The organism is Bradyrhizobium sp. USDA 4503 (assembly GCF_054055815.1).
In genome coordinates, this window is record NZ_JBSRXS010000001.1 from 4,315,258 (window position 1) to 4,339,355 (window position 24,098).

Genomic DNA, 24,098 nt, shown 5'->3' on the forward strand with positions numbered 1-24,098 from the left:
CAGAGAAAGGGTGCAGCATGAAACGCGAATTGCCGCCAGCATCGCCTCCGTCAACGGCCGGCGCGGTCAGCAGACCACCGGGCCGCTGGCAGCTCGACCGGATCGTGGCCGAGCTGCGCACCTCCCGCGAGGAGACCCATAGCATCCGGCGCGACGGCGAGGCACGCCGCGCGCCCTCGCGGGACGCGCTGGAGGCGATCCTCGACGGCCTCACCGAGGCGCTGTTTCCGCGCCACTACGGCCAATCGGACCTCGACGGCGAGAACATCGACTATTTCGTCGGCAATACGCTGAGCACAGCATTGGATTCGCTCAGCGCGCAGATCCATCGCAGCGCGCTGTTCGTTGGCGACGAGCTGGAGCCGGGCTTTGGGCACGAAGAGGCGATCGAGCTGACACGCGCATTCGCGACCCAACTGCCGTCGGTCCGCGGACTTCTGATCAACGATCTGCGGGCGGCATTCGTTGGAGATCCGGCGGCGCAGAATTTTCCCGAGATCCTGATCGGCTATCCGGGGATGACCGCCATCATCCACCATCGCCTTGCGCATCTGCTCTACCAGATCGGCGCGCGGCTGGTGGCTCGCCTGATGTCGGAGATCGCCCACACAAGGACCGGCATCGATATCCATCCCGGCGCCCGGATCGGCTCCGGATTCTTCATCGATCACGGAACCGGCGTCGTGATCGGCGAAACCGCCATCATCGGCAACAACGTCCGGATCTATCAGGCGGTCACGCTCGGCGCGCGGCATTTCCCGACCGACGACGAGGGCCATGTGATCAAGGGCGACGCCCGCCATCCGATCGTCGAGGATGACGTCGTGATCTACGCCGGCGCAACCATACTCGGCCGGATCACGATCGGCCGCGGGTCGACCATCGGCGGCAACGTCTGGCTGACCAAGGACGTGCCGCCGAACAGCATTGTGACGCAGGCCACCGCACGAAACAGCCCGAGCGGCGCCTGAACCACGATCTCATCACGCCGCAACCTGTGCCTTCCATCGCATCAAGCGCCGTTCCAACGCCTCCAGGACCGCATTGAATGCCAACCCGATCACGGTGATCCCGATTATGCCGAAATACATCTGCGGGATCAGGAAGCTGTACTGGCTGTTGATGATGAGATAGCCGAGACCGGCCTTGGCGCCGACCATCTCGGATGCGACCAGCACCAGCATGGCTGACGCACTGGCGAGGCGAATGCCGACAAAGATCGTCGGAAGCGCCGCCGGAAGGATCACCTTGCGGAACAGCTGCTGCGGGGTCGCGCCCATGGTCCGCGCCGACTTGATCAAGAGCGGATCGACCTGCTTCACCGCGGCGATGGTGTTGAGCAGGAGCGGCCATGCGCAGCTATAGACCACCATCGTGACCTTCGAGAGCTCGCCGATGCCAAGCAGCAGGATGAACGCCGGCAACAGCGCGAGCGGCGCGGTATTGCGGCAAATCTCGATGAACTGGTTCAGCAGATCGCCGAGCCTTGTGTACCAGCCGACGGCCAGCCCGAGCGGGACGAACAACACGACCGACACCAGAAACCCGCTCAGGGCGCGGAGCAGGCTCGCGGAGGCGTCGTCATAGAGCTCGCCGGTTTGCGCGAGCTGCCAGCCTGCGGCGATGACATCAAAGAATGGCGGCAGAAACACCGCGTCGATCAAGCCGAGCCTCGGCGCGGCCTCCCAGATCGCCAGAAGGACGATCAGCAGCAGGGAGCGGCGTCCGAAAGCTACCAGACCGCGGGTCGCGGCGCGGACCGCGCTCACTAGCGGTGACCGCGCCGCCACCGCTTGCTCGTCTCGCCGTCCATGCGCGAGCTCCAGCAATGTCATCATCTCCAGGCTAGACATGAGCGACTTCCTTTACTTCACGCTCGACACGGCCTGCGCTGACCCTGCCCGCCGATTGCCCCAGCTGCGCTTTCTGCACTTCCTCGCGGAGCAGGCTCCAGATCTCATGGCGCACGCGGCCGAATTCCGGCAGCGAGCGCACATCCTCGGCTTCGCTGCGCAAGGCCGCGGGGATGTCGACAATCTCCTTGATCCGCCCCGGACGGGACGTCATGACCGCCACGCGCTGACCGAGCACGACCGCCTCGTCGATGCCGTGGGTGATGAAGATGATGGTCTTGCCGGTGGCCCGCCAGATCCGCAGCAACTCGCCCTGCAACGCTTCGCGCGTCTGGGCATCGAGCGCAGCGAACGGCTCGTCCATCAGCAGCACCTCCGGATCATAGGCAAGGCTGCGCGCGATCGCGACGCGCTGCTTCATGCCGCCGGAGAGTTCATGCGGATAACGGTCAGCAAAACCCGATAGCCCGACCAAGTCGAGGAAGTGCCGCGCGATCTCACCGCGTTGTTTCGGCTTGAGGCCGGCGATATCGAGCCCGAACTCCACATTCTGCGCGGCCGTGCGCCACGGAAACAGCGCGTACTGCTGGAACACGACGCCGCGGTCGCGTCCGGGTCCGACGATCGGCCGGCCGTCGAGCAGAATGCGGCCGCTGGTCGGCGTCGCGAGCCCGCCGAGCAGATCGAGCAATGTCGACTTGCCGCAACCGCTTGGACCGACCAGGGCGAGGAATTCGCCGGCGCGGACGTCGAACGTGATGTCCTCGAGCGCGGTGAAATAGCCCGCCGGCCGGCCCCCTTCGCCTCGCGTGACGAACTCCTTGCGGACCTTGTCAAAGCTGATCTTGACCGACGTCATCGCGCCTCCGCCGTCTTTCCGGGACGGAAATAGTTGAACTCGTTGGTGTAGGTGTCCGAGGCCTTGATCTGGCCCGGTTTGAGCAGGCCATCCTTGACCAGCCAGTCGACCCAGACCTGCAGCTCGGCATCCGAGATCACGCCGCCCTTGGACGCGACGCCGGTGCTCTTCCAGTACTTGATCGAGGAGGCATCCTCGTTGCGCTTGCGCTCGGCAATGATCCGGTCGAAGCGGGCCCGCACTTCATCGGGCGGCGTCGTCTGCGCCCACTGGATGGCGCGCGAGATCCCCTCAACCAGCTTGCGGGCGGTGTTCGGATTGTCCTTGATGAACTTCTCCCGCAGCACATAGGCACCGCCGGTGAACTGTCCGAACAGATCGGTATCGTTGAAGAGCGAGCGGATCCCGCCACGCTCCAGCGCCTTGTCGCGCAACACGCCGCTGAGCGCGCTCACCTCGACCTGCCCTTGCCGCAGCGCCTGCTCGCCGGTGACGGGTGGGACCGCCACCAATGTCACCTGCTTGGCCTCGCCGGCGCTAAGGCCGTTGCGCGCCAGATACTCACGCAGCACGAACTCCAGATGAGCGCCAAGCGTATTGACCGCGACCTTCTTGCCGATCAGGTCGCGGGCCGTCTTGATCGGACTGTCGTCCTTCACAAAGTAGCCGTAGTAGGTATTGGAGTCGGAACCGTAGTAGCCGACCACCGCCTTGATCGGCGCCTTGGCCGCGATCAGCTTGATGATCGCACCATAGAAAGCGCCGCCGACGTCGATGTCGCCGGTGACGACGGTCTGAATGTCCTGCGGCCCGCTGATGGTGTTGCCGACCCATTTGAGCTTGAGCGGCGCGAGGTAGCCGAGGTCCTCGGCGAGCTCGGTGAACGTCACCTGCCCGGCCCAGCCTTGATAACGGATCTCGGTCTTATCGAGCGGTGGCTCGGCGAAGGCCGAAGCGATCAGGCCCAACGCAAAGACGCCGGCCAGCAGCAATCGCGCCGCCCGGCGCGCAGCGGCTCGCCGCGCGCGCAGAATTCGAATGATGGCATTCATTGTGTTGCTCCAATAGGCGACATGCTCAGGCTGCCTTCGCCGCTTGCGGCTTCGGCGATTTGATCCGCGTCACGCTGTGGCGGCCGTCGACGCTGACCGGAACCTCGCCGTCGATGGTGGCGCGGCGCACCACACGATGCTGATCGCCGTAGTCATTGACGGCGTAGTGCTGGGTCGCGCGATTGTCCCAGATCGCGACGTCTCCGGCCCGCCAGCTCCAGCGCACGGTATTCTCCGGAGCCGTGATGTGGGACTGGAACAGATCGAACAGCTTCTGGCCGTCATATTTCGGCAGGCCGACAAAGCGCTGGACGAAATTGCCGAGCACCAGCGTGTGCTCGCCCGTTTCGGGATGGACGCGCACGACCGGATGCTCGGTCTCATAGATCGTCCCGGTGAATACCTCGTCAAAATGCTTTCTGTCGGCGTCGGTGGCGCGAGACTTCACCGCGTAATCATAGGCATTGCTATGAACCGTCCAGAGCTCGTCGGCGAGCTTGCGCAACGGCACAGGCAGATCGAGATAGGCGGCCGCCGTGTTCGACCAGACGGTGTCACCGCCATAGGGCGGGATTACCACGCCGCGCAGCACCGAGATCTTCGGATAGGCGTCGACGAAGGTGACGTCGGTATGCCATTGGTCCGCGCGGCCGCCACCACGCCCCGAATCCAGTTCGAGGATCGACGACGTGCCTTTGCTCGGGCCGATGGTCGGATGCGGCACCAGTTTGCCGAGCCTGACCGCGAAGCGCTCCTGCTCGGCGTCGTCGAGGTGCCCCTGGTCACGAAAGAAGATCACCTTGTGCTCGAGCAGCACCTGGTTGACGGCACGGATGACCGCGTCGGGAAGGTCGCCCGACAACTTCACATTCTTGATCTCGGCACCAAGCCGGGCGGCACGCTTGACGATGTCGGCGCGCGGAATGACGTTGTCGATAGTGGTCGTGTTGCTCATGATGTTGGTCTCGTCGCCGCGATCCCCTGGACAAAGTTCCGCCATGCGCCGGTCGCGGAAACGACGGCGGAGATCAATGATGTGGTCGCGATCCTCGCTATTCCGCCGCGACGGGCTGCGGCGGTCGCCAGACAGCCGGTGCATAGAGTTCGGCGGTGAAATCCTCCGCGATCTCTCCGTTGATGCGCGCCTCGTGAGATGCAAGGTCGGCCAGGAACAGATCGCGGCTGACCCTGGCCGTGATCCCCGGAATGTCGCGCTTGAAGCTTGGAACGTCGCCGATCGGCAGGCCGAAGCTGACAAATGCTGCCGGGTTGAAGACGTGAATGTCCTTCAGATACGGCGCGCGGCCCGGAACTTTCTCCAGATACTCGTGCCCGGACCCGAGATAAGGATAGGCCGCCAGGCGATCGTCCTTTTCGTCGTCAGGCGGCACGAAGCGATCTCGCCACAGCAGGATTTCGTCGGCGAAATCGCCGAGCTCTGACTGCGCGCCCAGATCGACGGAATAGCCAGTTCCCGCAATCGCGAAATCGAACGCGAACTCGCCCTGCGGAGTGATGGCGACCGGCCGCAACCCCTTCAATTGCGCCGAGGTCCACGACGCGCCCAGGTGCAGATGAAAATTGGGGAAGGCTACCGCGCGCGAAATCGCATCCGGCGGCGGGGTCGACCCAGCCTGCCTGAACCGGACCGCCTGATGCCAGCGCACCCCGTCGGGCAGGCTGCCATAATTGTCATAGGCTCCCGGATAACCGCGGATCCGAATGACCGGCAACGCGGCCAAGGTTTCCCGGCGCGCAAACAGATGAACATCGCGCGCTCCGGCCTCAAGGGCTGCAGCCGCCGCATCGAAGGCCGACGCAGCACTCCCGACCACCGCAACGGAGAGACCACGCAGCATCCTGAAATCGATCTTCTCCGAAGTATGCGCACGGAATCGTTTCGGCAGGACCCGCAGCGCGTTGGGGACATAAGCGCCCCCGCTACCCGCAAAGCCGGTTGCGAGCACCAGCTTGCGCGTGGTCTCGATGGTCGTGACCCCGCTCCGCTCCAGATGTAACCGCAAATGATCGGCTGCGGGCTCGATGCGGAGCAGCCGCGTACCGTAACGAATGCCGGCGCCGGTCACGCGGCGATACCAGTCGAGATAGGCCGCCCAGTCGAGCCGCGGAATCCGATCGAGCGCGTCGAAGGCCGCCGCGCCATGGCGCGTTTCATACCATGCTTGGAAACCGAGACCGGGCAGACCGAGCTCCGGACCTGGAAGCGTCTTCGGAGTGCGAAGCTTGTGCATTCGCGCGCTCGTCAGCCACACGCCGGCCTTGCTGGCGTCGGCGGCGGCGTCGATCACCGAGACCTTGCCGATCCCGGCGCGCCGAAACGCAAACGCGAAGGCCGCGCCGGACTGGCCACCGCCGACCACGACGACGTTGTGATCGATTCCGTCGCGATCAGGCACCCAGTTCTGTGGGTCGACCCCGATCAGCCGGAGGGCCTCGCGGGCGACGCTGTCGGGATCGGATTGCGGCATGAATGACCACCTCGCTTTGACGTTACAAATCGTAAAAGCGATCGACATTCAGTCAATGAAACGAAACCAGCTTTGTTTTTGATAGCAGGCAATGTTCGCGTCGTGGACAACGCGGGCATTGAAATATTTGCGATGATCGCCGCCTGACCGATCATCTCATGTGCATTGCGACGTGCGGGATCGGCGCGATCGATCGGGAGAACTTCCCAAATCATACGTCGCCGGGATCGGCGCGATCGCAGTCATCTCCGGTGAACGACGAACTCGTCACGTTCATGCTCGCTTGCCGTGCAACAACGCAAATTCATTTCACCGCCGCCGACATAGAGTCTGACGCAGCGCACGCGCCTGACGTCGACGCGCGGCGAGCAACGATGGATCTCTCGAAATGCCGCGAACTGCCGGCAACATCAGCCTTGAACACGATACCCCGGAGCTCGCCCGCTCCTATGATGAAGCGGGACTCGTTCAATTTCGCCACGGCAAGTTCCTGATCGGGCCGCTCGCCATCAAGACCGGCGAGCACGTGCTCGACATCGGGACGGGAACCGGCCGGCTTGCGGAATTCGTCGCCGGACTGGTCGGTCCGGACGGCCGCGTGATCGGTATCGATCCACTTGCCGGCCGCATCGAAATTGCGCGCCTTCGGCAGGGGGATAACCTCCAGTTCGCCACCGGGCGCGCCGAAGAACTGTCGCGCTTCGACGACGCGCAGTTCGACGCGGTCTATCTCAATAGCGTCTTCCATTGGATCTCCGACAAGGATCGCGCGCTGCGGGAGGTCCGGCGCGTGCTCAAGCCCGGCGGCCGCCTCGGATTGAATGTGCAGGATCCGTCCAGGCCGCACCAGTCGCGCCTGCTGCTTCGTCGCGCCATCATCGAGGCGGGTCTTGCCGGCGATCGCCAGGACTCGAACCCGGTGCTCGGATCGACCGACGAGGAGCTCAAATCGCTGTTCGCGGCACACGGCTTCGCCGGCTACCGCAGCGAGCTGCGCGCGCTGATCGATATCCACGACGATGCGGCATCGCTGCTGCAGTGGTCGGAAGCGAGCGCATTCGGAAATTTCCTCGAAGCGTTCACCCCTCACGAGCGCGAACTGGTGCGCCGCACCTTCGCGCGCCTTGTCGAAGAACAGCGCACGCCCGAAGGTTTGAAGCTGGAGCGCTACCTGCGCTTCGCGTTTGCGCACAAGGCGCCGTCCCACCAATAATAATCAGCAAAACTCACGAGATCCGAGATGAGCAAACGACAGCTTTCCCTTAACCTCTTTATTTATCCCGGCGGCCATCACGAGGCGGCGTGGCGCTACCAGGGGTCTGCGGCGGATCGCATCCTTGACGTCAGCTATTACCAGGAGCTGGCGCAGCGTGCCGAGGCGCAGAAATTCGACGCGATCCTCTTCGCCGACGGCCCCGCGCTCGCCGACAATGTTCGCTACGCACAACGCTTCCGGTTCGAGCCGATCACCTGGCTGGCCGCGATCGCCGTCGCCACGAAACGGATCGGCCTGATCGCGACCGCGTCGACGACCTATACCGAGCCTTATAATCTGGCCCGCCTGTTCGCGTCACTCGATCACCTCAGCGGCGGCCGGGCCGGCTGGAACATCGTCACGACCAGCACGGCACAGGCGGCGCAGAACTTTGGCTTGCCCGAGCATCCACCTCACCACGAACGCTACGAGCGGGCGCGGGAATATATCGATGTCATCACGCGGCTGTGGGACAGCTGGGAAGACGACGCCGTGGTGAACGACCCCGCGTCCGGCATTTTCGCCGATACGGGAAAGATCCATCCGATCGATCACGTCGGAAAGCACTTCCGGGTACGCGGCCCGCTCAACATCTCGCGGACGCCGCAGGGACGGCCGGTCTATGTCCAGGCGGGTTCGTCTGATGACGGACGCGCCTTTGCCGCGCGCTATGCCGAAGCGATCTTCACCGCGCATCAGACGCTGGCGAGCGCCCAGGAGTTTTATGCGGACATCAAGCGGCAGGCACGCGCGTTCGACCGCAGCCCCGATCAGGTCAGGATCCTGCCGGGCATCAGTCCGTTCATCGCTAGCACGCAGGCCGAAGCCGACCTGTTGCAGGACGAGTTTAACGAGCTGATCCAGCCGGAATACTCGTTGACCCAACTTCGCCAGATGATCGGGCTCGACCTCTCCGGCTTCGACCTCGACGGTCCCTTTCCGCGCCACCTGATCGACACCGGCAGCGCCCGCGGGGTCGCCAGCCGTTTCAAGCTCGTGGTCGACATCGTCGATCGCGAGCAGCCGACCATCCGCCAGCTCGTGCAGCGTCTCGCCGGGGCGCGCGGCCACTGGGTGATCGCGGGCCCGCCGGAGAAGATCGCCGACAACATCCAGACTTGGTTCGACAATGGCGCGGCCGACGGCTTCAACGTGATGCCGCCCTGGCTACCCGGCGGGTTCGATATCTTCGCCGAGCAGGTCGTGCCGATCCTGCGCAAGCGCGGCCTGTTCCGCGGCGAGTACAGCGGCACGACGCTGCGCGACCATTTCGGACTGAGCCGGCCGCAAAGCGTGTTTTCCGGATCGATCAAGGCGATCGCCTGACGTGATCGAAACCGCCGACCCCGCGTCGGCCGGATCGCTATTTGCCCACAGCCTAAGGATTTGAGAGTTCAATGACCACTGCGCGCGTCCTGCTCGTTTCGACCCTGCTCATTGTCGGTGCCCTTACCGGCGCCGCCCTGCACGCGGAGACATCAGCCAAATCCGATCTGAAAGTCGGCTTCGTGCCGGGCCCCTACATCGACGAATTCAAGGTTGGCGTCGCGCCGGAACTCGAGAAGAAGGGCTACCGTGTCCGCTATGTCGAGTTTTCGACCGGGCTGGAAGCCAATAACGCGGTGTTCAAGGGCGAGATCGACGCCAACGTCATGCAGCACACGATCTTCCTGAACTCGTACAACGAACGGCAGCAAACCGACCTCGTCGGCATCGTCCACGTCCCGACACCCCCGATGGGGCTTTACTCGAAGAAGCACCCGGTCGGCTCGCCGATCAAGCCCGGCTCGACCGTGGCCGTACCCAACGATCCCGTCAATCTGCAGCGTGCGCTCTGGATCCTGCGCGATCTCGGCCTCGTCGAGATTCGCGACTCCAAGCCGGTCGATGTCAGCGAACTCGACGTGATCAAGAACCCCGGCGGCATCAAGATCGTGCCGCTGGAAGCGGCACAGGCGCCGCGCGCGCTCGATGACGTTGATTTCGCCGCCATCCAGGGCAACTTCGCGATCTACAGCGGCTTGAAGCTGACCAATGCATTCGCCCTGGAGAAGATGACGACGCCCTATATCAATGTGGTCGCGGTGAAGCAGGCCAATGCGGGCTCGCCGTGGGCGCAGGACATCGTCGCCGGCTACAAATCACAGACGTTCAAGACCACGATCCTGTCCGACCGCTTCTATGACGGGTTTACCTTGCCGGATTACCTGAAGCGCTAGACCACAGCCACCATCGACGATGTGGCTCTGGTTGGTGCAAGCACCGCTGTCATCGGCGGCGAAGAACAGCACGACGCGGGCGATATCATCAGGCACGAGCTTGCGCTTGAGGCATTGGCGCTGCATCAGCTCGGCCACGCCTTCAGACGTCAACCACAGATCCTGCTGCCGCTGGGTCATGATCCATCCGGGCAGGATGGAATTGACCCGTATGTTGTGCGGCCCGAGATCGCGGGCTAGCGCCCGGGTGAGGCCCTGAACGGCTGATTTGGCCGTTGTGTAGCAGGGCATGTTGCCCTGGCCGATCACCCAGCTCACCGAGCCGATGTTGACGATCGAACCGCCCCCTGCCTGCTTCATGTCCGGCGCGACCGCCTGAGCGCTGAAGAACTGGTGCTTCAGGTTGACGGCGATCCGCTCGTCCCAGAATTCCGGTGTGACGTCCTCGATCGCGTGACGATCATCGCGGGCCGCATTGTTGACCAGGATGGTGACCGGCCCGAGCGCCTCGCGGATGCCGGCGACCGCGCGCCGCAGCGCGCCGATGTCGCGCAGATCGGCATGTTCGAAGTGCACGCGGGCTTGTGCCCCGAGATCGGACAGTAGCTGCTCCGACGACGTCAGATCGATATCGATGAATCCGACCCGCGCGCCCTGGCCGATGAACCGGCGGACGATCGCCTCGCCGATGCCGGAACCGCCGCCGGTGACCAGTACGGTCCGGTCCTTGAGACTTGGATAGATGGCGCCCTGCATTGGCATCCTCTCGATTTTGGCGCCTGAAGGGCGTCGATTGCGTTGCTGCGGCTCAGGCAAAGGGGCCACAGATTCCGAGGTCACTCGGTAGTCTCCATGAGGCTGCGGTCCACGACCCGCAGCGTCCGCCGCACCATGCCGTCGACGATGGTCGCCGACTCGCTTGGACGCACGTATATTGCCGTGGACTTGAGCAGCCACGGCAGCACCGCCTGGTCGAGCCTCTCCTCATAGACACTGCGCATCATGTCGAATGCCTGCAGGCCGGGACCTGCGAGGATGACATGATGCGGGCGCAGCACCGATATCGTCGTGGCGACCGCTTCGGCAAGCGCGTGACCCGCCTGCTGGAACAAGTGCTCGAGACGGGAATCGCCGCTCCGTGCCCGATCGCGCAACAGAGCCATCTGCGCCTCGGACGGTTGCTGCGACGCCGCGGGCGGCAAGTCGAGAAAGGTGCGGGCATCGCGGTAAAGCGCATAGTCGGCAAGATGGGCCTCGATGCAGCCGCGCTGACCGCAGCGGCATTGCGGGCCGTTCAGCGCCAATTTGACATGACCGATCTCACTGCCCGCGCCGGCACCCCAGCGCGCTTCACCGTCGACAATGATGCCCATGCCGACGCCGTGGCCCACCATGATCGTGGCCGTGAGGCCCTGCGCCAGTGCGGGTTCGGCGGCAGCGAGGGACAGCGCGACCGCGACCGCGTCGTTCGCCATCACGACCTCGACACCGAACGCCTGGCGGATCGGGTTGGCAAGATCGACGTCGGTGATCGACAGCGCCGGGCTCCACAGATGCCGGCCGGTATCGCCGTCGACGATGCCCTGCAGCGCCATTCCGATTCCGAGCAAGCGATGTCGCGGCGTGGCGGTCGCCTCAAGCATGGCGTCGATCTGTGCGATCACGAGCTCGCATAATGCGCTTGCATCGAGCGCGCGCGTCGCGAGTTCAAGTCGCGATTGCGCCAGGGCGGAGCCGCTGAAATCGGCGATCAGTGTCTCGACCAGATTCATGCGCAGCGAGACCGCGATGATGCGGCCAAATTCGGGATTCAGGGTCAGCAGGACTGCCGGCCGGCCGCGGCGACGGCCACCATCCGCGTCCTCTTCGTCGGCGTCGTCGGGCCACAGCGTCGCCGCATCTGTCTCGGCTTCGCACAGCAGGTCCTCCGCCATCAGCTTCGACGTGATGGCCGAAATGGCGGGGAAGCTCAGGCCCGTGCTGCGTGCGAGCTCGACCCGCGGCAACGGCCCCTGGCGTCGCAGTACCTCGACGAGACGGCCGGGGTTCGATCCGCGGGCCAGGCTCGAAGCACGTCTCAACGGCTCGGGCTGTTCGTTCATATTGCGCTTTTTAATTCGCTTGATGAAATTATTCAACGCAGGCTACTCGTTTGTGGGTCAAAAAGCGCGGATAGCGACTGAAAAACATCACTTCCATACTATTATTGGCCGAAGGCGTGATCATAATCATCCTTGACTGGACATTTTGTCGCGCTAATTTATTAGTTACGTGAATAAAATAAGGCGTAAAAAGCGCCGGGCGTGAAATCCCCTCACCGGGGGTGTCGACAGGGAGGTGCATATGAATGTCTCAACCAGAAAATTGATCGTGCCGCTCATGGCGGGCGCTGCCGCACTCGCCATGGCGACGGGGGTAGCACAGGCACAGCAGAAAAAGACCATCGCGCTGGTGACCAATGTCGCGGCCGACTTCTGGACCATCGCGGGCCGTGGGCTTGAGAAGGCGCAGAAGGAGCACCCGGACTACAATATCGAATTGATCGTCACCAATGAAGGGACGGCGGCCGGCCAGCGGCGCGAACTGGACGATCTGCTGGTGCGCGGCGTCGCCGGCATCTCGATCTCGGTCGACGATGCACCGCATGCAACCGAAGAACTTAACAAGGTTGCCGCCAAGACCGTGCTGATCACCACGGACAGCGACGCGCCGCAGAGCAATCGCCTCGCCTATATCGGCACCGACAACGTCGCGGCGGGGCGACAGGCCGGTGAGGAGATCAAGAAGGCGCTGCCGAACGGCGGCAAGATCGCACTGTTCGTCGGAACGATGGACGCCGACAACGCCCGCGAGCGGGTGCAGGGCATCAAGGAAGCGATCGCCGGCACCAAGGTCGAACTGGTCGACGTGTTCACCGACCAGGTGGACTTCGCCAAGGCCAAGGCGAACATGGAGAACGTGCTCGTCAAATATCCCGACATCGCGCTGCTGTCCGGCCTATGGAGCTACGAGACGCCGCTGATCTATGACGCGGTGAAGGCCGCAGGCAAGGCCGGCAAGGTCAAGATCGTCGGCTTCGACGAGGACCAGCGGACGCTGCGCGGCATTTCCGACGGCACGATCGAATCCACGGTCGTGCAGCAGCCCTACGAGTTCGGCTATTTCTCCGCCACCAACATCATCAGGACGCTGAACGGTGACAAGTCCTGGATTCCGAAGGACAGCAAGTTGATCGTGCCGACCAAGGTGATCAGCAAGACCAACGTCGCGGAGTTCGCCGCACATCTGAAGGAACTACTCAAGAAGTAACTTCAGTCGGCTTCAACGCCCGGCCGCCACAGGCCGCCGGGCGTTGTGCAGGAGGACATGCCGAATGGCGGAAACGCTGCTGGAACTCAGCGGAATCAGCAAGACCTATCCCGGCGTCAGGGCGCTCGACGACGTCAATTTGCGCGTCAATCGCGGCGAGGTGCTGGGCCTGATCGGCGAGAACGGCGCCGGCAAATCGACGCTGATGCGCGTGCTGGCCGGCGTGATCGCGCCGAGCACCGGCGTGATCCGCATCGGCGGCACCGAGCACGCCCGGATGACGGTGACCGAGGCGACGCGATGTGGCATCGCCTTCGTGCACCAGGAACTGAACCTGTTCGAGAATCTCGACGTCGCGGCCAATGTCTTCATCGGACGCGAGAAGCTGGCCGGCGGCCCGCTGAAGCTGGTGGACAATGTGCAGATGCACGCCCGCGTGATGCCGCTGCTGGAACGGCTGGGCGCCGATTTCACGCCGGGCACGCTGGTCGAGAATTTGTCGATCGCGGAGCGCCAGATGGTGGAGATCGCCAAGGCGCTCTCGATCGACGCCCGCGTCATCATCATGGACGAACCGACCTCCAGCCTGACGATTTCGGAGACGGAACGGCTGCTCGAGGTGATCGCCGACCTGAAGACGCACGGCATCTCGGTGATCTACATCTCTCACCGGCTCGGCGAGATCATGAGCTGCGCCGATCGCGTCGTGGTGCTGCGCGACGGGCGCACGGTGGGGGAATTGGCGCGCGACGAGCTCAGCCACGCCGCCATGATCCGGCTGATGATCGGCCGCGACCTGAAGGCGCTATATACACCGCCGTCCTGCACGCCGCAGCCGGGCGGCTGCGATATCGCCGGCGTCGTGACCACTGCCTTTCCCGACCGGCAGATCAATCTGTCGGTGCGGCGCGGCGAGATCCTCGGCCTCGCCGGGCTCGTCGGCGCCGGCCGCACCTCGCTTGCCCGCGCGGTGTTCGGCGTCGATCCGATGCTGGGCGGCGAGATCCGGATCGACAACGCCCCGGTCGGCGTCGCCTCGCCGCGTGACGCGATCAGGCAAGGGATCTACCTGGTGCCGGAGGATCGCAAGAAATCCGGCCTGGTGCTGGAACTGCCGATCCGAGAGAACATTACGCTCGCGAGCCTGCTGGATCATGCGCGGATGTGGCTGGTCAACGGCGCGGCCGAGCTCAGAATCGCCAAAGACCAGGCCAGGCGGCTGTCCATCAAGGCGCCGAGCATCGACATCGAAGCCGTGACGCTCTCCGGCGGCAACCAGCAGAAGGTGGTGCTGGGCAAGTGGCTCTCCATGCAGCCGCGCGTGATGTTCTTCGACGAGCCGACCCGCGGCATCGATGTCGGCGCCAAGAGCGAGATCTACGCGCTGATGCGCAGCCTCGCCGACCAGGGCGTCGCGATCGTGATGATCTCCTCGGACATGGAGGAAGTGATCGGCGTCTCCGACCGGGTGGCGGTGATGCATGAAGGCAGTGTCAGCGGCGTGATCGAGCGCGACCAGTTCAGCGAATACAACGTGTTGAGGCTGGCGGTCGGCCAGGCGCTCGAAACCATGGAGGCCGCTGCGCCATGATGAAGAAGGAACTCGGCCTATTCTTGCTGCTGGCGGTGATCTCCGCCATCACCGCCGCGATCAATCCGGCCTTCCTGTCGGTCGTGAATCTGCTGAACATGGCCAATCTGATCGGCCTGTTCGGCGTGTTCGCGCTCGGTGAAGGCCTCGTCATCATCACCGGAGGAATCGATCTTTCGCTCGGCTCGATGTTCGCGCTACTCGGCGTCATCTTCGTCGACCTGCTGACGACCTATCAGGTGCCCTGGCCGTTCGCGCTGGTGCTGGTCCTGATGGGCGGGCTTGCGCTGGGCGGCATCCAGGGCTTCCTGATTACACGGCTGAAAATGCAGCCCTTCATCGTAACGCTGTGCGGCCTGCTGATCTATCGCGGCGCCGCGCGCTATTACACCAGCGATTCGACACGCGGCTTCGGCTACGGTGACGAGGCGAGCACGCTGAGCAACATCGCCTCCGGTAATATTGCGGGCATCCCGAACACCTTCATCTTCCTGATCATCCTTGCGCTGATCCTCGGCGTACTGCTGCACCGCTCGGTCTACGGGCGCTGGCTTTATGCCGTGGGCAAGAACGAGGAAGCGGCGCGCTTCTCCGGCATCAACACCAATCTCGTGATTGCGACCGCCTATGTCATCAGCGGCGCGCTCGCCGGCGTCTCGACCGTGATGTTTGTGTTCTACACCAACTCGGTTTCTCCGAGTTCCTTCGGCAACTTCTACGAACTCTATGCGATCGCGGCGGCCGTCCTCGGCGGCTGTAGCCTGCGCGGCGGCGAGGGCTCCATTCTGGGCATCGTGCTGGGGACGGCGTTGCTGCAGGTGCTGCAGAACCTTGTGAACATCCTCGGCATTCCCAATTCGCTGAACTTCGCGGTGATGGGGACCGTGATCCTGATCGGTGTGCTGGCGGATCAGCAATTGCATGCCCGTCGACGGCGCAAAGCCGCGCTGGCAGGCCTCGCCCGCACTGCGCCAAGATCGAAGGAAAGCACAATTCTGCAGGGCGCAGCTCAGCATAGCGCAGCTGCGTTGCCGACGACGACGGGCGATCAGGCATGACAACTCGAAAAGGAAGAACCCGGACCGGGAATATGGTCGCGGCGGCTTGAGTAGAGGAACGAGGGGAAGGAGTTCGAGGCGCAAGATCGATCAAGCTCGCGGCGCTCGTATCCAATTTGGCGCAGCAAGCCTGGCCCAGTGAGCCGCAGGCAGACCCTCGCGACCGTCTCGGAGGGCTTTGCGTGCGCGCATTCTATCTCTGATTGATAGAGCGATGAATTGAAACTATCGCGTTCCCCGCAAGGTCTTTGGGCGGGAACGTGGCACAAAAATAGACAAAGCCGGGGACGCTGGGAGTGCAGAAAATGTCACTTAGGTCTGTAAACACCGCGCGGGCGTGCGGCGTGGGGATGGCGTTGGCGTTGTTATCTCTGTTCAGCGGCGGCGGCGCGCATGCGGCCGATCTCATGTCGAAGGCTCCGCCGGTGCCTTACACCGAGACCGATGACTTCTGGACAAGACCATATCTGTTCGGCGATCTCGGCAGGACGCAACTAAAGGAGCGAGGGATCTCGCTGGCCCTGACACTGGGCGACGAAGCCGTCGGCAATTTGTCGGGCGGCAACAGGAACACCGCGACCCAAGCCGGACAGCTTTTCTTTCAGGCCAAGTTCGACATGGCAAAACTTGCCGGCATCCATGGCGGCACGGTTGGCCTCACGCTGGTCGACCGCTTCGGCCGCAACCTGAATGACGAGGCGGGAATTCCGGCGCTGCAGCTGACCAACGAAGTGTTCGGCCGCGGCAGCATTCTTCGCCTGACCGAACTCTACTACTCGCAGAAGCTGTTCGATGATCGCCTTGTGCTCAAGGGCGGCCGTCTTCCGGTCGGCTCCGACTTCTTCTTTGGTCTCTGCGAGTTCATCAACCTGACCTTCTGCGGCGGCCAGCCCGGCAACATCCAGGGTGGCTACATCTACAATTGGCCGGTGAGCCAATGGGCCGGTGTGGTGCACTACAACTTCGCCAAGGAATGGCAGCTCTCGGTCGGCGTCTACGACGCCAACCCGAACTACCTGACGACGTCGGACTCCGCGACTTACTTCCTGCCGGGTGTCCCCGGCTCTAGCCCCGCCTCGGGCGTTCTGGTGCCGGTCGAGGTGGTCTGGGCGCCGAGCGGTCCGTTGAACGGGACCTGGAGATTTGGCGGCTGGTATGACAGCGCATCGACAATTGATGGCGGCCTGCCAGGGATCATTGCGATCTCTCCGGGCACCGGCGGCGTCTCGGACCAGAGTCTCGGAGATTCGCGCGGTCGTTATGGCGTCTATGAATCGATCCTGCAGCGGCTGACGGTTGAGGGTCCCAAGGCACAGGGCTGGTACACCTTCCTCAATACGACCGTCGCCGACCACCGCACGTCGTACCAGGATTACCAGATTGCATTCGGCTTCAGGCACACCGGAACGTTCGCCTCGCGCCCGGAGGACGAAGTCGGCTTTGCGGTCGGTACGACCCATGTGAATACGGCTGCGCTCACGCCCAACGCCGGAGGAAACGAAGTTCCGATCGAAGCCTGGTACGGGTGGCAGGCGACGGGCTGGATGAACCTGAAGTTCGACGCCCAGTATGTGATGCATCCTGGCGGGCGCGGGTACAATGCCGCCGGCGTGAAGACCGACAACGCCTGGATTCTCGGTCTGCGCACGCTGGTGCACTTCTGAGCGGAGGTGGCCAGCATGCTTGAGCAAAGCCAGCCATGGTAACCCCTCACGACGCCGGGCAAGCAGTCCTGGAGTTGAAGGGCATCGGCAAGGAGTTCGGCGCCATTCGCGCGTTGCATGGCGTCGACCTCCGCGTGTCGCCCGGCGAGGTGGTCGGCCTGATGGGCGACAACGGCGCCGGCAAGTCGACGCTCGTCAAGATCATTGCCGGCAACTTTCCGCCAAGTCGCGGCGAGATCCGCTTTGACGGCAAGGCGGTTCATTTCGCCCGTCCGATCGATGCCCGTGCGGTCGGCATAGAAGTGGTCTACCAGGACCTCGCACTCGCCGACAATCTCACTGCGGCGGCCAATGTCTTCCTCGGCCGCGAGCTCAAGCGCATGCTTGGTCCATTCGCCTTGCTCGACCACAAGGCGATGGCAGCGCGCGCGCTGGAGCTGTTCGGCGAGCTGCGCTCGGGGACCCGCCCGCACGATCTCGTCAAGCAGATGTCGGGCGGCCAGCGCCAGGCGGTCGCGATCGCGCGGACGCGGCTCTCCAACGCCAGGCTGGTGATGATGGACGAGCCGACCGCCGCGATTTCGGTTCGCCAGGTCGAGCAGGTCCTCGGCCTGATCCATCGCCTGAAGGAACAGGGCGTCGCGGTCATGCTGATCTCGCACCGCATGCCCGACGTGTTCGCTGCCTGCGACCGCGTCGTCGTCATGCGGCGCGGCGAGAAGCGCGCCGACAAGGCGATCGGCGACACCAGCCCCGAGGAAGTCACCTCCCTCATCACGGGAGCGAAAGAGGCTGCGTGATGGCCACGCCCCTGGAATCTCCCCTCACCTTCACCAATGTCGGCAAGGCCAGATGGTGGCGCAGCGGCCTGTTCGCCTCGCAGACCGGCAACGTCCTGCTGGCGCTGGCGGCGCTGTTCGTGCTGATGAACTTCGCCAGCCCCTATTTCCTGACCGCAGGCAACATACAGAATGTGGCGAAGAACTTTTCCTTCATCGCCATCGCCACGCTCGGCATGACCTTCGTCATCATCACGGGCGGCATCGATCTCTCGGTCGGCTCCGTGATGTGCTTTTCAGCGATGACCACCTCAATGGTGATGACGCACGTCTCGACACCGGGCATGCCCGGCGCGGAGTGGTTCGTGCATTTAGCCCCTGACGGCAAGACCGTGATTGCCAATATGCCGGGCTTGATTCTGCTCGTCTCGGTTCTGGCGGGGCTCGGCGTCGCGCTGATTGTCGGCCTCGTCAATGGCTTCTGCATCGCGGTGCTTGGACTGTCGCCGTTCGTCACGACGCTCGGCATGCTCTCGATCGTGCGCGGCCTCGGCTACGTCGTCTCCAACGGCCGCGGCAGTTTTCCCGGCGGCCCCGACGCCGAATATTTCTACACGCTGACATCCGGCGTTGTGTTCGGCATGCCGGCGCCGTTCATCTATCTCGTGGTTCTCGCGCTGGCGATGGCGGTCGTGCTGCATCACACTGGTTTCGGCCGCCACGTCTTTGCCGTCGGCGGCAACGAGAAGGCGGCCGCGCTGACCGGCATCTCGGTCGTCCGGGTGAAGATCGAGATCTACGTGATCTGTGCGCTCGCGGCGGGTCTGCAGGGCATCATCGTCTCGGGCTGGCTGGGATCGGCGCCGGCGAACATGGCGACATCCTATGAGCTCAACGTGATTGCGGCAGCTGTCATCGGCGGCGCCAATCTCGCGGGCGGCGCCGGCGGCCCGCTCGGAGCCATTGTCGGCTGCGTGCTGCTCGAGGTGATCCGCAACGGCCTCGTGCTCGCGCAGGTCAACTCGTACTGGCAGCAGACCCTGGTGGGCGTGATCATCATCGCCGCGGTGCTGGTCGATCGTCTCCGCTCGCGCATGGCCTGAAGAGTTCGTCCTGGAGGATCATGGATATCCGCCTATCCGCCTCCCGGAGCCGCAGATTTGAACGGATAGGCACGATAAGAAATGTGGAGGGAAACAATGAGAAAGGCACTTCTGGCCGCTGCGGTCCTCGCCATGGTGGCGACGCCTGGCCTGGCCCAGAGCTACAGATTCGTGATCGTGCCCAAGGCCATGAACAACCCGTTCTTCGATTTCGCGCGCGCCAAGGAGCTCGGCAACATCGAATGCATCTACAAGGGTCCTGTCGAGCACGAGCCGGCGACGCAAGCGCAGATCATCCAGGATTTCGTCACTCAAAAGGTGGATGGCTTGGCCATCTCGGTTGCCGACGTTGCCGCAATGACCAAGTCGATCGAGGCGGCAAGTGCAGCCGGCATTCCCGTCATCACCTTCGACTCGGACGCGCCGGGCTCGAAGCGGATTGCCTATATCGGCACCGACAACAAGGAGTTCGGCCTCGCGCTCGGCAAGCAATTGCTGAAGCTGCGGCCCGACGGCGGCAGATACGCGATGATCTCCGGCGGGCCGGGTGCGGAGAACCTGGCCGAGCGGGTCGACGGCGTGCGTGAGGCACTCAAGGGCTCGAAGTGGACCGAGGTCGGGGGCTCGCCGACCTTCTGCAACGACGATCCCGCGCTCGGCGTTCAGCAGATGAACGATCTGCGCACCGCTGCTCCCGACCTTGCAGCCATCATCCCGGTCGGTGGCTGGCCGATGTTCGCGCCCGAAGGCTTCAAGGCGTTCGCCAGCAAGAGCAAGAAGGACATGGACGCCGGCAAGTTCACGCTCGTCGTGGCCGACACCCTCAAGATGCAGCTTGAGTTTTTGAATGAGGGTTACGCAAATGCGCTGATCGGCCAGCGCCCGTCGAAATGGGCGAGAAAGCGATGGACACGCTGCTTGCCATCAAGAAAGGCCAGAAGGCGCCGCCGATCATCCACACCGGTCTCGACGTTGTGACAAAGGACAACGTCGCGGCGATGCTGAAATAGGCGCGCAGGCAGCCGAGCGGAACGGCATGGTTCCGGGCCCGTGCTCGCGGCCGACCGACATCGGTATCCCGCTGGGCAGATCCCGGCGGCCATCATCAATGGTGCCGCCATCGCATTTGACGAACGCTAGGGAACTATGTGGGTCCCGGTCTCGCCGGTCAGCGCGCCCATTGCGCAATTAAGATGGCTGATGATCGCGCGCTTTCCACCACCTTCGAGAAAGCGGATGGCGGCATCGACCTTGGGCCCCATGCTTCCCGGCGGAAAATGGCCCTCGCGATGATAGGCCTTGATCTGCGCCAGGCTGACCTGATCCAGCTCCCTCTTGTCGGGCTTGCCAAAATTGATCGCGACGCGGGGCACCGCGGTCAGGATCAGCAGTTCCTCGATGCCAAGCACGTTGGCGATATGGGCCGAGGTCAGATCCTTGTCGATCACTGCCGGCACGCCGGTGCGCACGCCCCGTTCGTCGCGGATCACGGGCATACCGCCGCCGCCGCCTGCGATAACGATCGTGCCGCGCTTGACCAGCGCGTCGACCAGCGAAATGTCGCAGACATGTTTGGGTTTCGGAGACGGCACGACATGGCGCCAGCCACGCCCGGAGTCCTCGCGCATTTTCCAGTTCAACTCGGCGCTGATGCGCTGGGCTTCCTGCTCGGTGAAAAACGGTCCGACGAACTTGGTCGGATTGGCGAAGGCGGGATCGTTGGCGTCGACCTCGACCTGGGTCAGCAGGCTGGCGACGTGCCGGCCGTTGCCATGCGCACGCAAGACGTTCTCAATCGCCTGCATCAGAAGATAGCCGATGCCACCTTGGCTGTGTGCGACGCAGATGTCCATCGACATCGGCGGGATCCGGCTCATCGTCAGCATCTGGCGCATCATGATCTTGCCCACCACCGGCCCGTTGCCGTGGGTGATCACCAGTTCGTTGTCGAGTTCGGCGAGCGGCAGCAGCGCCTCGGCCGTATGCTGGGCGACCGCCTTCTGCTCGTCCGAGGTGCCCCTGATGTCTTCGGGGTGGACGGCATTGCCGCCGATCGCGATCACGAGACGGCGCGGGACCTCATTGAGTGTTCGCATAGCGCGGCATCCTGACGTCGTTGACGGAAAAAGCGAGAGCAAGGTCGCAGGCCTGGGCATTCGACGGCGCCACCACGATGCCGGCGTCCTCGAGCAGCCTGATCTGCGCCGAACGCACTTGGCGATCGAGCTCGGTCCCCGTCACTGACGCAACCAGGACCGGCGCGTCATCCGCGCGGCCCGCCGCGACAGCCGCAAGATGCGCTGCCGGATTGTCATGTGCGCCGTATCCGATCACGAGATCGAGCAGGATGACGGCGACCGCGGGATCGGCCAGCGCCGCCCGCAACGCATCGTCGCGCACCGAGGGATCGATCATCGGATGCGGCCGGCCCTGGGTATATTCGTCGGCCCCGAGGTCGACAATGCGGTCCCTCCCCTGCGCCTCCGGCTCACCGAAATGCGGGACGCCGGGAATAGCGGCGTTTGATGCCACCTTGCGACCGCCCGCGGCAAGGATCACCTGCGCCTCGGCGCAGAGCGTGCCGCCGGCGAACAGCCCTTCGATCCGCTGCGCCGCCTTGCGTCGCGGCGGCAAACGCGCAGCCACGGCGGCAGCGTCGAACTTGCCGCCAATGCTCCGGCCGTTGCCCAGGACTTTTTCGGCCGCTTCCCTCAATGTAGTCGCAAAGCGTGCATTTGGCGGCAGGTCCGCCGCGGCGGCGCCGATGAAGCACACTGTGTAGGGCTTCGAGCTCCGGCCGATCCGGCCAAGCACGGCCCTGGCGACGTCCGGATGCGGCGGCTTGGAGATGAGCACGACGCGATCGGTCTCGGGATCGGCATCGAGGGCGTCGATCGCCATCAATGTCGTGATGCCGCCAATCTCCTTCTTCAAATCCCGTCCGCCGACGCCGATGGCGTGGGAAATTCCTTCGCCCGCCTCGGACAGCAGGCACGACACCTCCTGCGTACCGGTCCCCGATGCGCCGATGATCCCGATCCTCCCACGCTTCAGCCGGTTGGCGAAGGCGAGCGGCGCGCCGCCGATGATCGCCGTGCCGCAGTCCGGTCCCATCATCAAGAGGCCCGCTTCGCGCGCCTGCTGCTTCAGCGACAATTCATCCGCAATCGAGACATTGTCGCTGAACATCAGGACATGAAGTCCGCGGTTCAGCGCCTTGCGCGCTTCTGCCGCGGCGAACTCGCCGGGAACGGAGATCAGGGCGAGGTTGGCGGCGGGTGCGGCCTTGACGGCCGCGGCAATGCTGCGCGGCCGCCACGCCGCTTCGCCCGTGCTGCTCGTCTTGGGGCGATCGAGCGCCTTTTGCGCTTCGGCAAGCGCGACGCGTGCCGCCGCTTCGCTCTCGGCCTTGATCGCGAGGATCAGATCATTGCCCTGCGCGATCACCTCGCCATCGAGCAATCCGGCGTTGCGCAAGATCGCCTGGTTGGACGGCGTGCCCATCATCAGCGCGGCTTCGATGACGCCCGCCGCCGACGCGATCTCGCGCGACAACCGCATCAACGCCACCGAGTCGAGATAGAAGCCCTTGCGAATTTCGTTCAGGACAAACGCGCTCATGACACCCCCAGATCTTCCGCAATGGCGAGAACGGCCTGCCGGAAGCAGGCCATCGGCGCCCGCACCACGCCGGCGCCGACCTGGCCGATGCCGGGCTCGCGATGCGCGATGCCGGTGTTGATGACCGGTGCAAGGCCGGTCTCCACCACCAGGCGAACGTCGATGCCGGTCGGCACGCCGGCAAAGTCGAGCGCGGGGATCGTCCATTCCGGATTCTGCCCGACGGTGATTTCACTCATTGCCCGCGTGAAATTGCCCGCCGACGACGGCGCCCCGGCGCCGATGAATCCGGCAACTGCCGGAGCTGCTGCCATCGCGAAGCCACCAAGCCCGACCGTCTCGACGATCGCAGAGTCGCCCATGTCGGGATTGGCATCCTTGCGCGAATAGCCCGGGAAATAGAGCCCTTCCGGCATTTCCACCGGCGCCGTGAACCAGCGATCGCCCAATCCGCTGACGCGGACCCCGAAGTCGGTTCCGTTGCGGCACATCGCGGTCACCACCGTCGAACCGCGAATCCCGCTGGCGGGATCGGTCAGCGCTTTGCCCATCGCCATCGCGATGTTGAGAAAGAACTGATCGTTCTGCGCGATGAAGCCAATACAGCTTGCGAGAACCTCGTTGTCCGTCGAGGTGCGCGCCAGCGCCGACCCGATCTCGCGCAGGAACACGCTGGAGCAGGCCAGGTTGCGCTGGTGCATTTCATCGCCCATCGAGAGTCCGCGCGCGATGATCGCCTTCAGGTCGATCCCGCCATGCGCGCGGATCGCCCTGGCCAGCACCGGCCCGAATACATCACGCAGCCAGCCGAGGCGGGCCAGCACGCTATCGTCATTGCCGCCGAAGCGCATAACCTTGCCAAGGCCCTCGTTGATGGCGCAGTAGGCGCGGTTGCCATATTTGACGTTCTCGACGACGAACACCGGCATGGAGACCGTGGTCATGCCGGTCATCGGACCGACCGCGCCGAAATGATGGTTGGGGTGGAAGGCGACGCCGCCGGCCGCGAGTTCGAAGGCGGCTTCAAGATCCGGAGCCCAGCCTTCGAACACGATGGCGCCTGCCACCGCGCCACGCATCGGACCGCACATTCGGTCCCAGGTGATCGGCGGCCCGGCATGAAGGATCATGCGTTCCTTCAACCCTTCCAGCACGTCGCGTGCCGGAACGATATCGATCAGCCTGGGCTCACCCTCGAGGATGCGGGCCAGCGCCTGCTTGTTGGCGTCTTCGATCAGCTTCATGG

Annotated in this window: 20 protein-coding genes and 1 pseudogene; 11 read left to right on the top strand and 10 right to left on the bottom strand. The window is 64.0% G+C overall.

The window, feature by feature from the left end:
* The first annotated feature begins 17 nt into the window (after positions 1-17).
* The gene (epsC, locus tag ACVMIH_RS20915) at positions 18-971 is read left to right on the top strand and encodes a serine O-acetyltransferase EpsC (RefSeq protein ID WP_057017436.1); all 954 of its coding nucleotides are present in this window, start codon (positions 18-20) and stop codon (positions 969-971) included.
* Between the two features lie 12 nt (positions 972-983).
* Here epsC and ACVMIH_RS20920 read toward each other — a convergent pair whose 3' ends face one another.
* From ACVMIH_RS20920 to ACVMIH_RS20940, 5 genes are all read right to left on the bottom strand, one after another.
* Entirely contained in the window at positions 984-1,853 is an 870-nt protein-coding gene (locus ACVMIH_RS20920) for an ABC transporter permease (RefSeq protein WP_199805246.1), read from the bottom strand.
* Positions 1,846-2,712, bottom strand: a complete 867-nt coding sequence (locus ACVMIH_RS20925) for an ABC transporter ATP-binding protein (RefSeq protein WP_057017434.1) — start codon at positions 2,710-2,712, stop codon at positions 1,846-1,848. Before ACVMIH_RS20925 ends, ACVMIH_RS20920 begins: the two co-directional genes overlap by 8 nt.
* Positions 2,709-3,764, bottom strand: coding sequence for an ABC transporter substrate-binding protein (locus tag ACVMIH_RS20930; protein ID WP_076826947.1), 1,056 nt, complete (start codon positions 3,762-3,764; stop codon positions 2,709-2,711). Before ACVMIH_RS20930 ends, ACVMIH_RS20925 begins: the two co-directional genes overlap by 4 nt.
* A gap of 25 nt (positions 3,765-3,789) precedes the next feature.
* On the bottom strand, positions 3,790-4,719 hold the full coding sequence (locus ACVMIH_RS20935; protein ID WP_057017482.1) for a TauD/TfdA dioxygenase family protein: 930 nt from the start codon (positions 4,717-4,719) through the stop codon (positions 3,790-3,792).
* Between the two features lie 97 nt (positions 4,720-4,816).
* The gene (locus ACVMIH_RS20940) at positions 4,817-6,253 is read right to left on the bottom strand and encodes an FAD-dependent oxidoreductase (protein WP_057017432.1); all 1,437 of its coding nucleotides are present in this window, start codon (positions 6,251-6,253) and stop codon (positions 4,817-4,819) included.
* A gap of 388 nt (positions 6,254-6,641) precedes the next feature.
* Here ACVMIH_RS20940 and ACVMIH_RS20945 point away from each other — a divergent pair, with 388 nt between their 5' ends.
* The 3 genes from ACVMIH_RS20945 (at position 6,642) to ACVMIH_RS20955 (ending at position 9,727) form a co-directional block, all read left to right on the top strand.
* Positions 6,642-7,466: a class I SAM-dependent methyltransferase gene (locus ACVMIH_RS20945; protein WP_057017431.1), complete on the top strand. Its 825-nt coding sequence runs from the start codon at positions 6,642-6,644 to the stop codon at positions 7,464-7,466.
* A 27-nt stretch (positions 7,467-7,493) separates the two neighbouring features.
* Positions 7,494-8,834 (top strand): LLM class flavin-dependent oxidoreductase, encoded by a 1,341-nt coding sequence (locus ACVMIH_RS20950; RefSeq protein ID WP_456863192.1) that lies wholly within the window; start codon positions 7,494-7,496, stop codon positions 8,832-8,834.
* A gap of 71 nt (positions 8,835-8,905) precedes the next feature.
* The gene (locus ACVMIH_RS20955) at positions 8,906-9,727 is read left to right on the top strand and encodes a MetQ/NlpA family ABC transporter substrate-binding protein (RefSeq protein WP_057017429.1); all 822 of its coding nucleotides are present in this window, start codon (positions 8,906-8,908) and stop codon (positions 9,725-9,727) included.
* Here the strand turns inward: ACVMIH_RS20955 and ACVMIH_RS20960 are convergent.
* Together ACVMIH_RS20960 and ACVMIH_RS20965 are read right to left on the bottom strand one after the other, a co-directional pair.
* Complete coding sequence (locus ACVMIH_RS20960) at positions 9,650-10,483, bottom strand: SDR family NAD(P)-dependent oxidoreductase (protein ID WP_456863195.1); 834 nt, start codon at positions 10,481-10,483, stop codon at positions 9,650-9,652. The two genes, ACVMIH_RS20955 and ACVMIH_RS20960, sit on opposite strands and share 78 nt — an antisense overlap.
* Before the next feature lie 80 nt (positions 10,484-10,563).
* Positions 10,564-11,829: an ROK family protein gene (locus ACVMIH_RS20965; RefSeq protein ID WP_057017427.1), complete on the bottom strand. Its 1,266-nt coding sequence runs from the start codon at positions 11,827-11,829 to the stop codon at positions 10,564-10,566.
* Between the two features lie 241 nt (positions 11,830-12,070).
* Here ACVMIH_RS20965 and ACVMIH_RS20970 point away from each other — a divergent pair, with 241 nt between their 5' ends.
* From ACVMIH_RS20970 to ACVMIH_RS21000, 7 genes and pseudogenes are all read left to right on the top strand, one after another.
* Positions 12,071-13,036: a sugar-binding protein gene (locus ACVMIH_RS20970; protein WP_057017426.1), complete on the top strand. Its 966-nt coding sequence runs from the start codon at positions 12,071-12,073 to the stop codon at positions 13,034-13,036.
* A 64-nt stretch (positions 13,037-13,100) separates the two neighbouring features.
* Positions 13,101-14,627: a sugar ABC transporter ATP-binding protein gene (locus ACVMIH_RS20975; protein WP_456855363.1), complete on the top strand. Its 1,527-nt coding sequence runs from the start codon at positions 13,101-13,103 to the stop codon at positions 14,625-14,627.
* Positions 14,624-15,685, top strand: coding sequence for an ABC transporter permease (locus ACVMIH_RS20980; RefSeq protein WP_456863198.1), 1,062 nt, complete (start codon positions 14,624-14,626; stop codon positions 15,683-15,685). Before ACVMIH_RS20975 ends, ACVMIH_RS20980 begins: the two co-directional genes overlap by 4 nt.
* A gap of 305 nt (positions 15,686-15,990) precedes the next feature.
* The gene (locus ACVMIH_RS20985) at positions 15,991-17,349 is read left to right on the top strand and encodes a carbohydrate porin (RefSeq protein ID WP_456863201.1); all 1,359 of its coding nucleotides are present in this window, start codon (positions 15,991-15,993) and stop codon (positions 17,347-17,349) included.
* A gap of 35 nt (positions 17,350-17,384) precedes the next feature.
* Positions 17,385-18,149 carry an ATP-binding cassette domain-containing protein gene (locus ACVMIH_RS20990; protein WP_057017422.1) on the top strand — a complete coding sequence of 255 codons (765 nt, stop codon included), beginning with the start codon at positions 17,385-17,387 and terminating at the stop codon, positions 18,147-18,149.
* On the top strand, positions 18,149-19,231 hold the full coding sequence (locus ACVMIH_RS20995) for an ABC transporter permease (RefSeq protein ID WP_057017421.1): 1,083 nt from the start codon (positions 18,149-18,151) through the stop codon (positions 19,229-19,231). Before ACVMIH_RS20990 ends, ACVMIH_RS20995 begins: the two co-directional genes overlap by 1 nt.
* Before the next feature lie 96 nt (positions 19,232-19,327).
* A pseudogene (locus ACVMIH_RS21000) lies at positions 19,328-20,241 on the top strand (sugar-binding protein).
* A gap of 126 nt (positions 20,242-20,367) precedes the next feature.
* Here ACVMIH_RS21000 and arcC read toward each other — a convergent pair.
* From arcC to ACVMIH_RS21015, 3 genes are read right to left on the bottom strand one after another with little or no spacing between them, the layout of a single operon-like run.
* On the bottom strand, positions 20,368-21,327 hold the full coding sequence (gene arcC / locus ACVMIH_RS21005) for a carbamate kinase (RefSeq protein WP_057017420.1): 960 nt from the start codon (positions 21,325-21,327) through the stop codon (positions 20,368-20,370).
* On the bottom strand, positions 21,311-22,852 hold the full coding sequence (fdrA, locus tag ACVMIH_RS21010) for an acyl-CoA synthetase FdrA (RefSeq protein WP_076826936.1): 1,542 nt from the start codon (positions 22,850-22,852) through the stop codon (positions 21,311-21,313). Before fdrA ends, arcC begins: the two co-directional genes overlap by 17 nt.
* Positions 22,849-24,096: a DUF1116 domain-containing protein gene (locus ACVMIH_RS21015; RefSeq protein WP_456863204.1), complete on the bottom strand. Its 1,248-nt coding sequence runs from the start codon at positions 24,094-24,096 to the stop codon at positions 22,849-22,851. Before ACVMIH_RS21015 ends, fdrA begins: the two co-directional genes overlap by 4 nt.
* Between the last annotated feature and the right edge of the window lie 2 nt (positions 24,097-24,098).

Coding starts and splice junctions, on each gene's coding strand:
- epsC (WP_057017436.1), top strand. CDS start 18: ATGAAACGCGAATTGCCGCCAGCATCGCCTCCGTCAACGGCCGGCGCG.
- ACVMIH_RS20980 (WP_456863198.1), top strand. CDS start 14,624: ATGATGAAGAAGGAACTCGGCCTATTCTTGCTGCTGGCGGTGATCTCC.
- ACVMIH_RS20925 (WP_057017434.1), bottom strand. CDS start 2,712: ATGACGTCGGTCAAGATCAGCTTTGACAAGGTCCGCAAGGAGTTCGTC.
- ACVMIH_RS20940 (WP_057017432.1), bottom strand. CDS start 6,253: ATGCCGCAATCCGATCCCGACAGCGTCGCCCGCGAGGCCCTCCGGCTG.
- arcC (WP_057017420.1), bottom strand. CDS start 21,327: ATGCGAACACTCAATGAGGTCCCGCGCCGTCTCGTGATCGCGATCGGC.
- ACVMIH_RS20935 (WP_057017482.1), bottom strand. CDS start 4,719: ATGAGCAACACGACCACTATCGACAACGTCATTCCGCGCGCCGACATC.
- ACVMIH_RS20930 (WP_076826947.1), bottom strand. CDS start 3,764: ATGAATGCCATCATTCGAATTCTGCGCGCGCGGCGAGCCGCTGCGCGC.
- ACVMIH_RS21015 (WP_456863204.1), bottom strand. CDS start 24,096: ATGAAGCTGATCGAAGACGCCAACAAGCAGGCGCTGGCCCGCATCCTC.
- ACVMIH_RS20920 (WP_199805246.1), bottom strand. CDS start 1,853: ATGTCTAGCCTGGAGATGATGACATTGCTGGAGCTCGCGCATGGACGG.
- ACVMIH_RS20945 (WP_057017431.1), top strand. CDS start 6,642: ATGCCGCGAACTGCCGGCAACATCAGCCTTGAACACGATACCCCGGAG.
- ACVMIH_RS20955 (WP_057017429.1), top strand. CDS start 8,906: ATGACCACTGCGCGCGTCCTGCTCGTTTCGACCCTGCTCATTGTCGGT.
- ACVMIH_RS20995 (WP_057017421.1), top strand. CDS start 18,149: ATGGCCACGCCCCTGGAATCTCCCCTCACCTTCACCAATGTCGGCAAG.
- ACVMIH_RS20960 (WP_456863195.1), bottom strand. CDS start 10,483: ATGCAGGGCGCCATCTATCCAAGTCTCAAGGACCGGACCGTACTGGTC.
- ACVMIH_RS20990 (WP_057017422.1), top strand. CDS start 17,385: ATGGTAACCCCTCACGACGCCGGGCAAGCAGTCCTGGAGTTGAAGGGC.
- ACVMIH_RS20985 (WP_456863201.1), top strand. CDS start 15,991: ATGTCACTTAGGTCTGTAAACACCGCGCGGGCGTGCGGCGTGGGGATG.
- ACVMIH_RS20970 (WP_057017426.1), top strand. CDS start 12,071: ATGAATGTCTCAACCAGAAAATTGATCGTGCCGCTCATGGCGGGCGCT.
- ACVMIH_RS20950 (WP_456863192.1), top strand. CDS start 7,494: ATGAGCAAACGACAGCTTTCCCTTAACCTCTTTATTTATCCCGGCGGC.
- fdrA (WP_076826936.1), bottom strand. CDS start 22,852: ATGAGCGCGTTTGTCCTGAACGAAATTCGCAAGGGCTTCTATCTCGAC.
- ACVMIH_RS20965 (WP_057017427.1), bottom strand. CDS start 11,829: ATGAACGAACAGCCCGAGCCGTTGAGACGTGCTTCGAGCCTGGCCCGC.
- ACVMIH_RS20975 (WP_456855363.1), top strand. CDS start 13,101: ATGGCGGAAACGCTGCTGGAACTCAGCGGAATCAGCAAGACCTATCCC.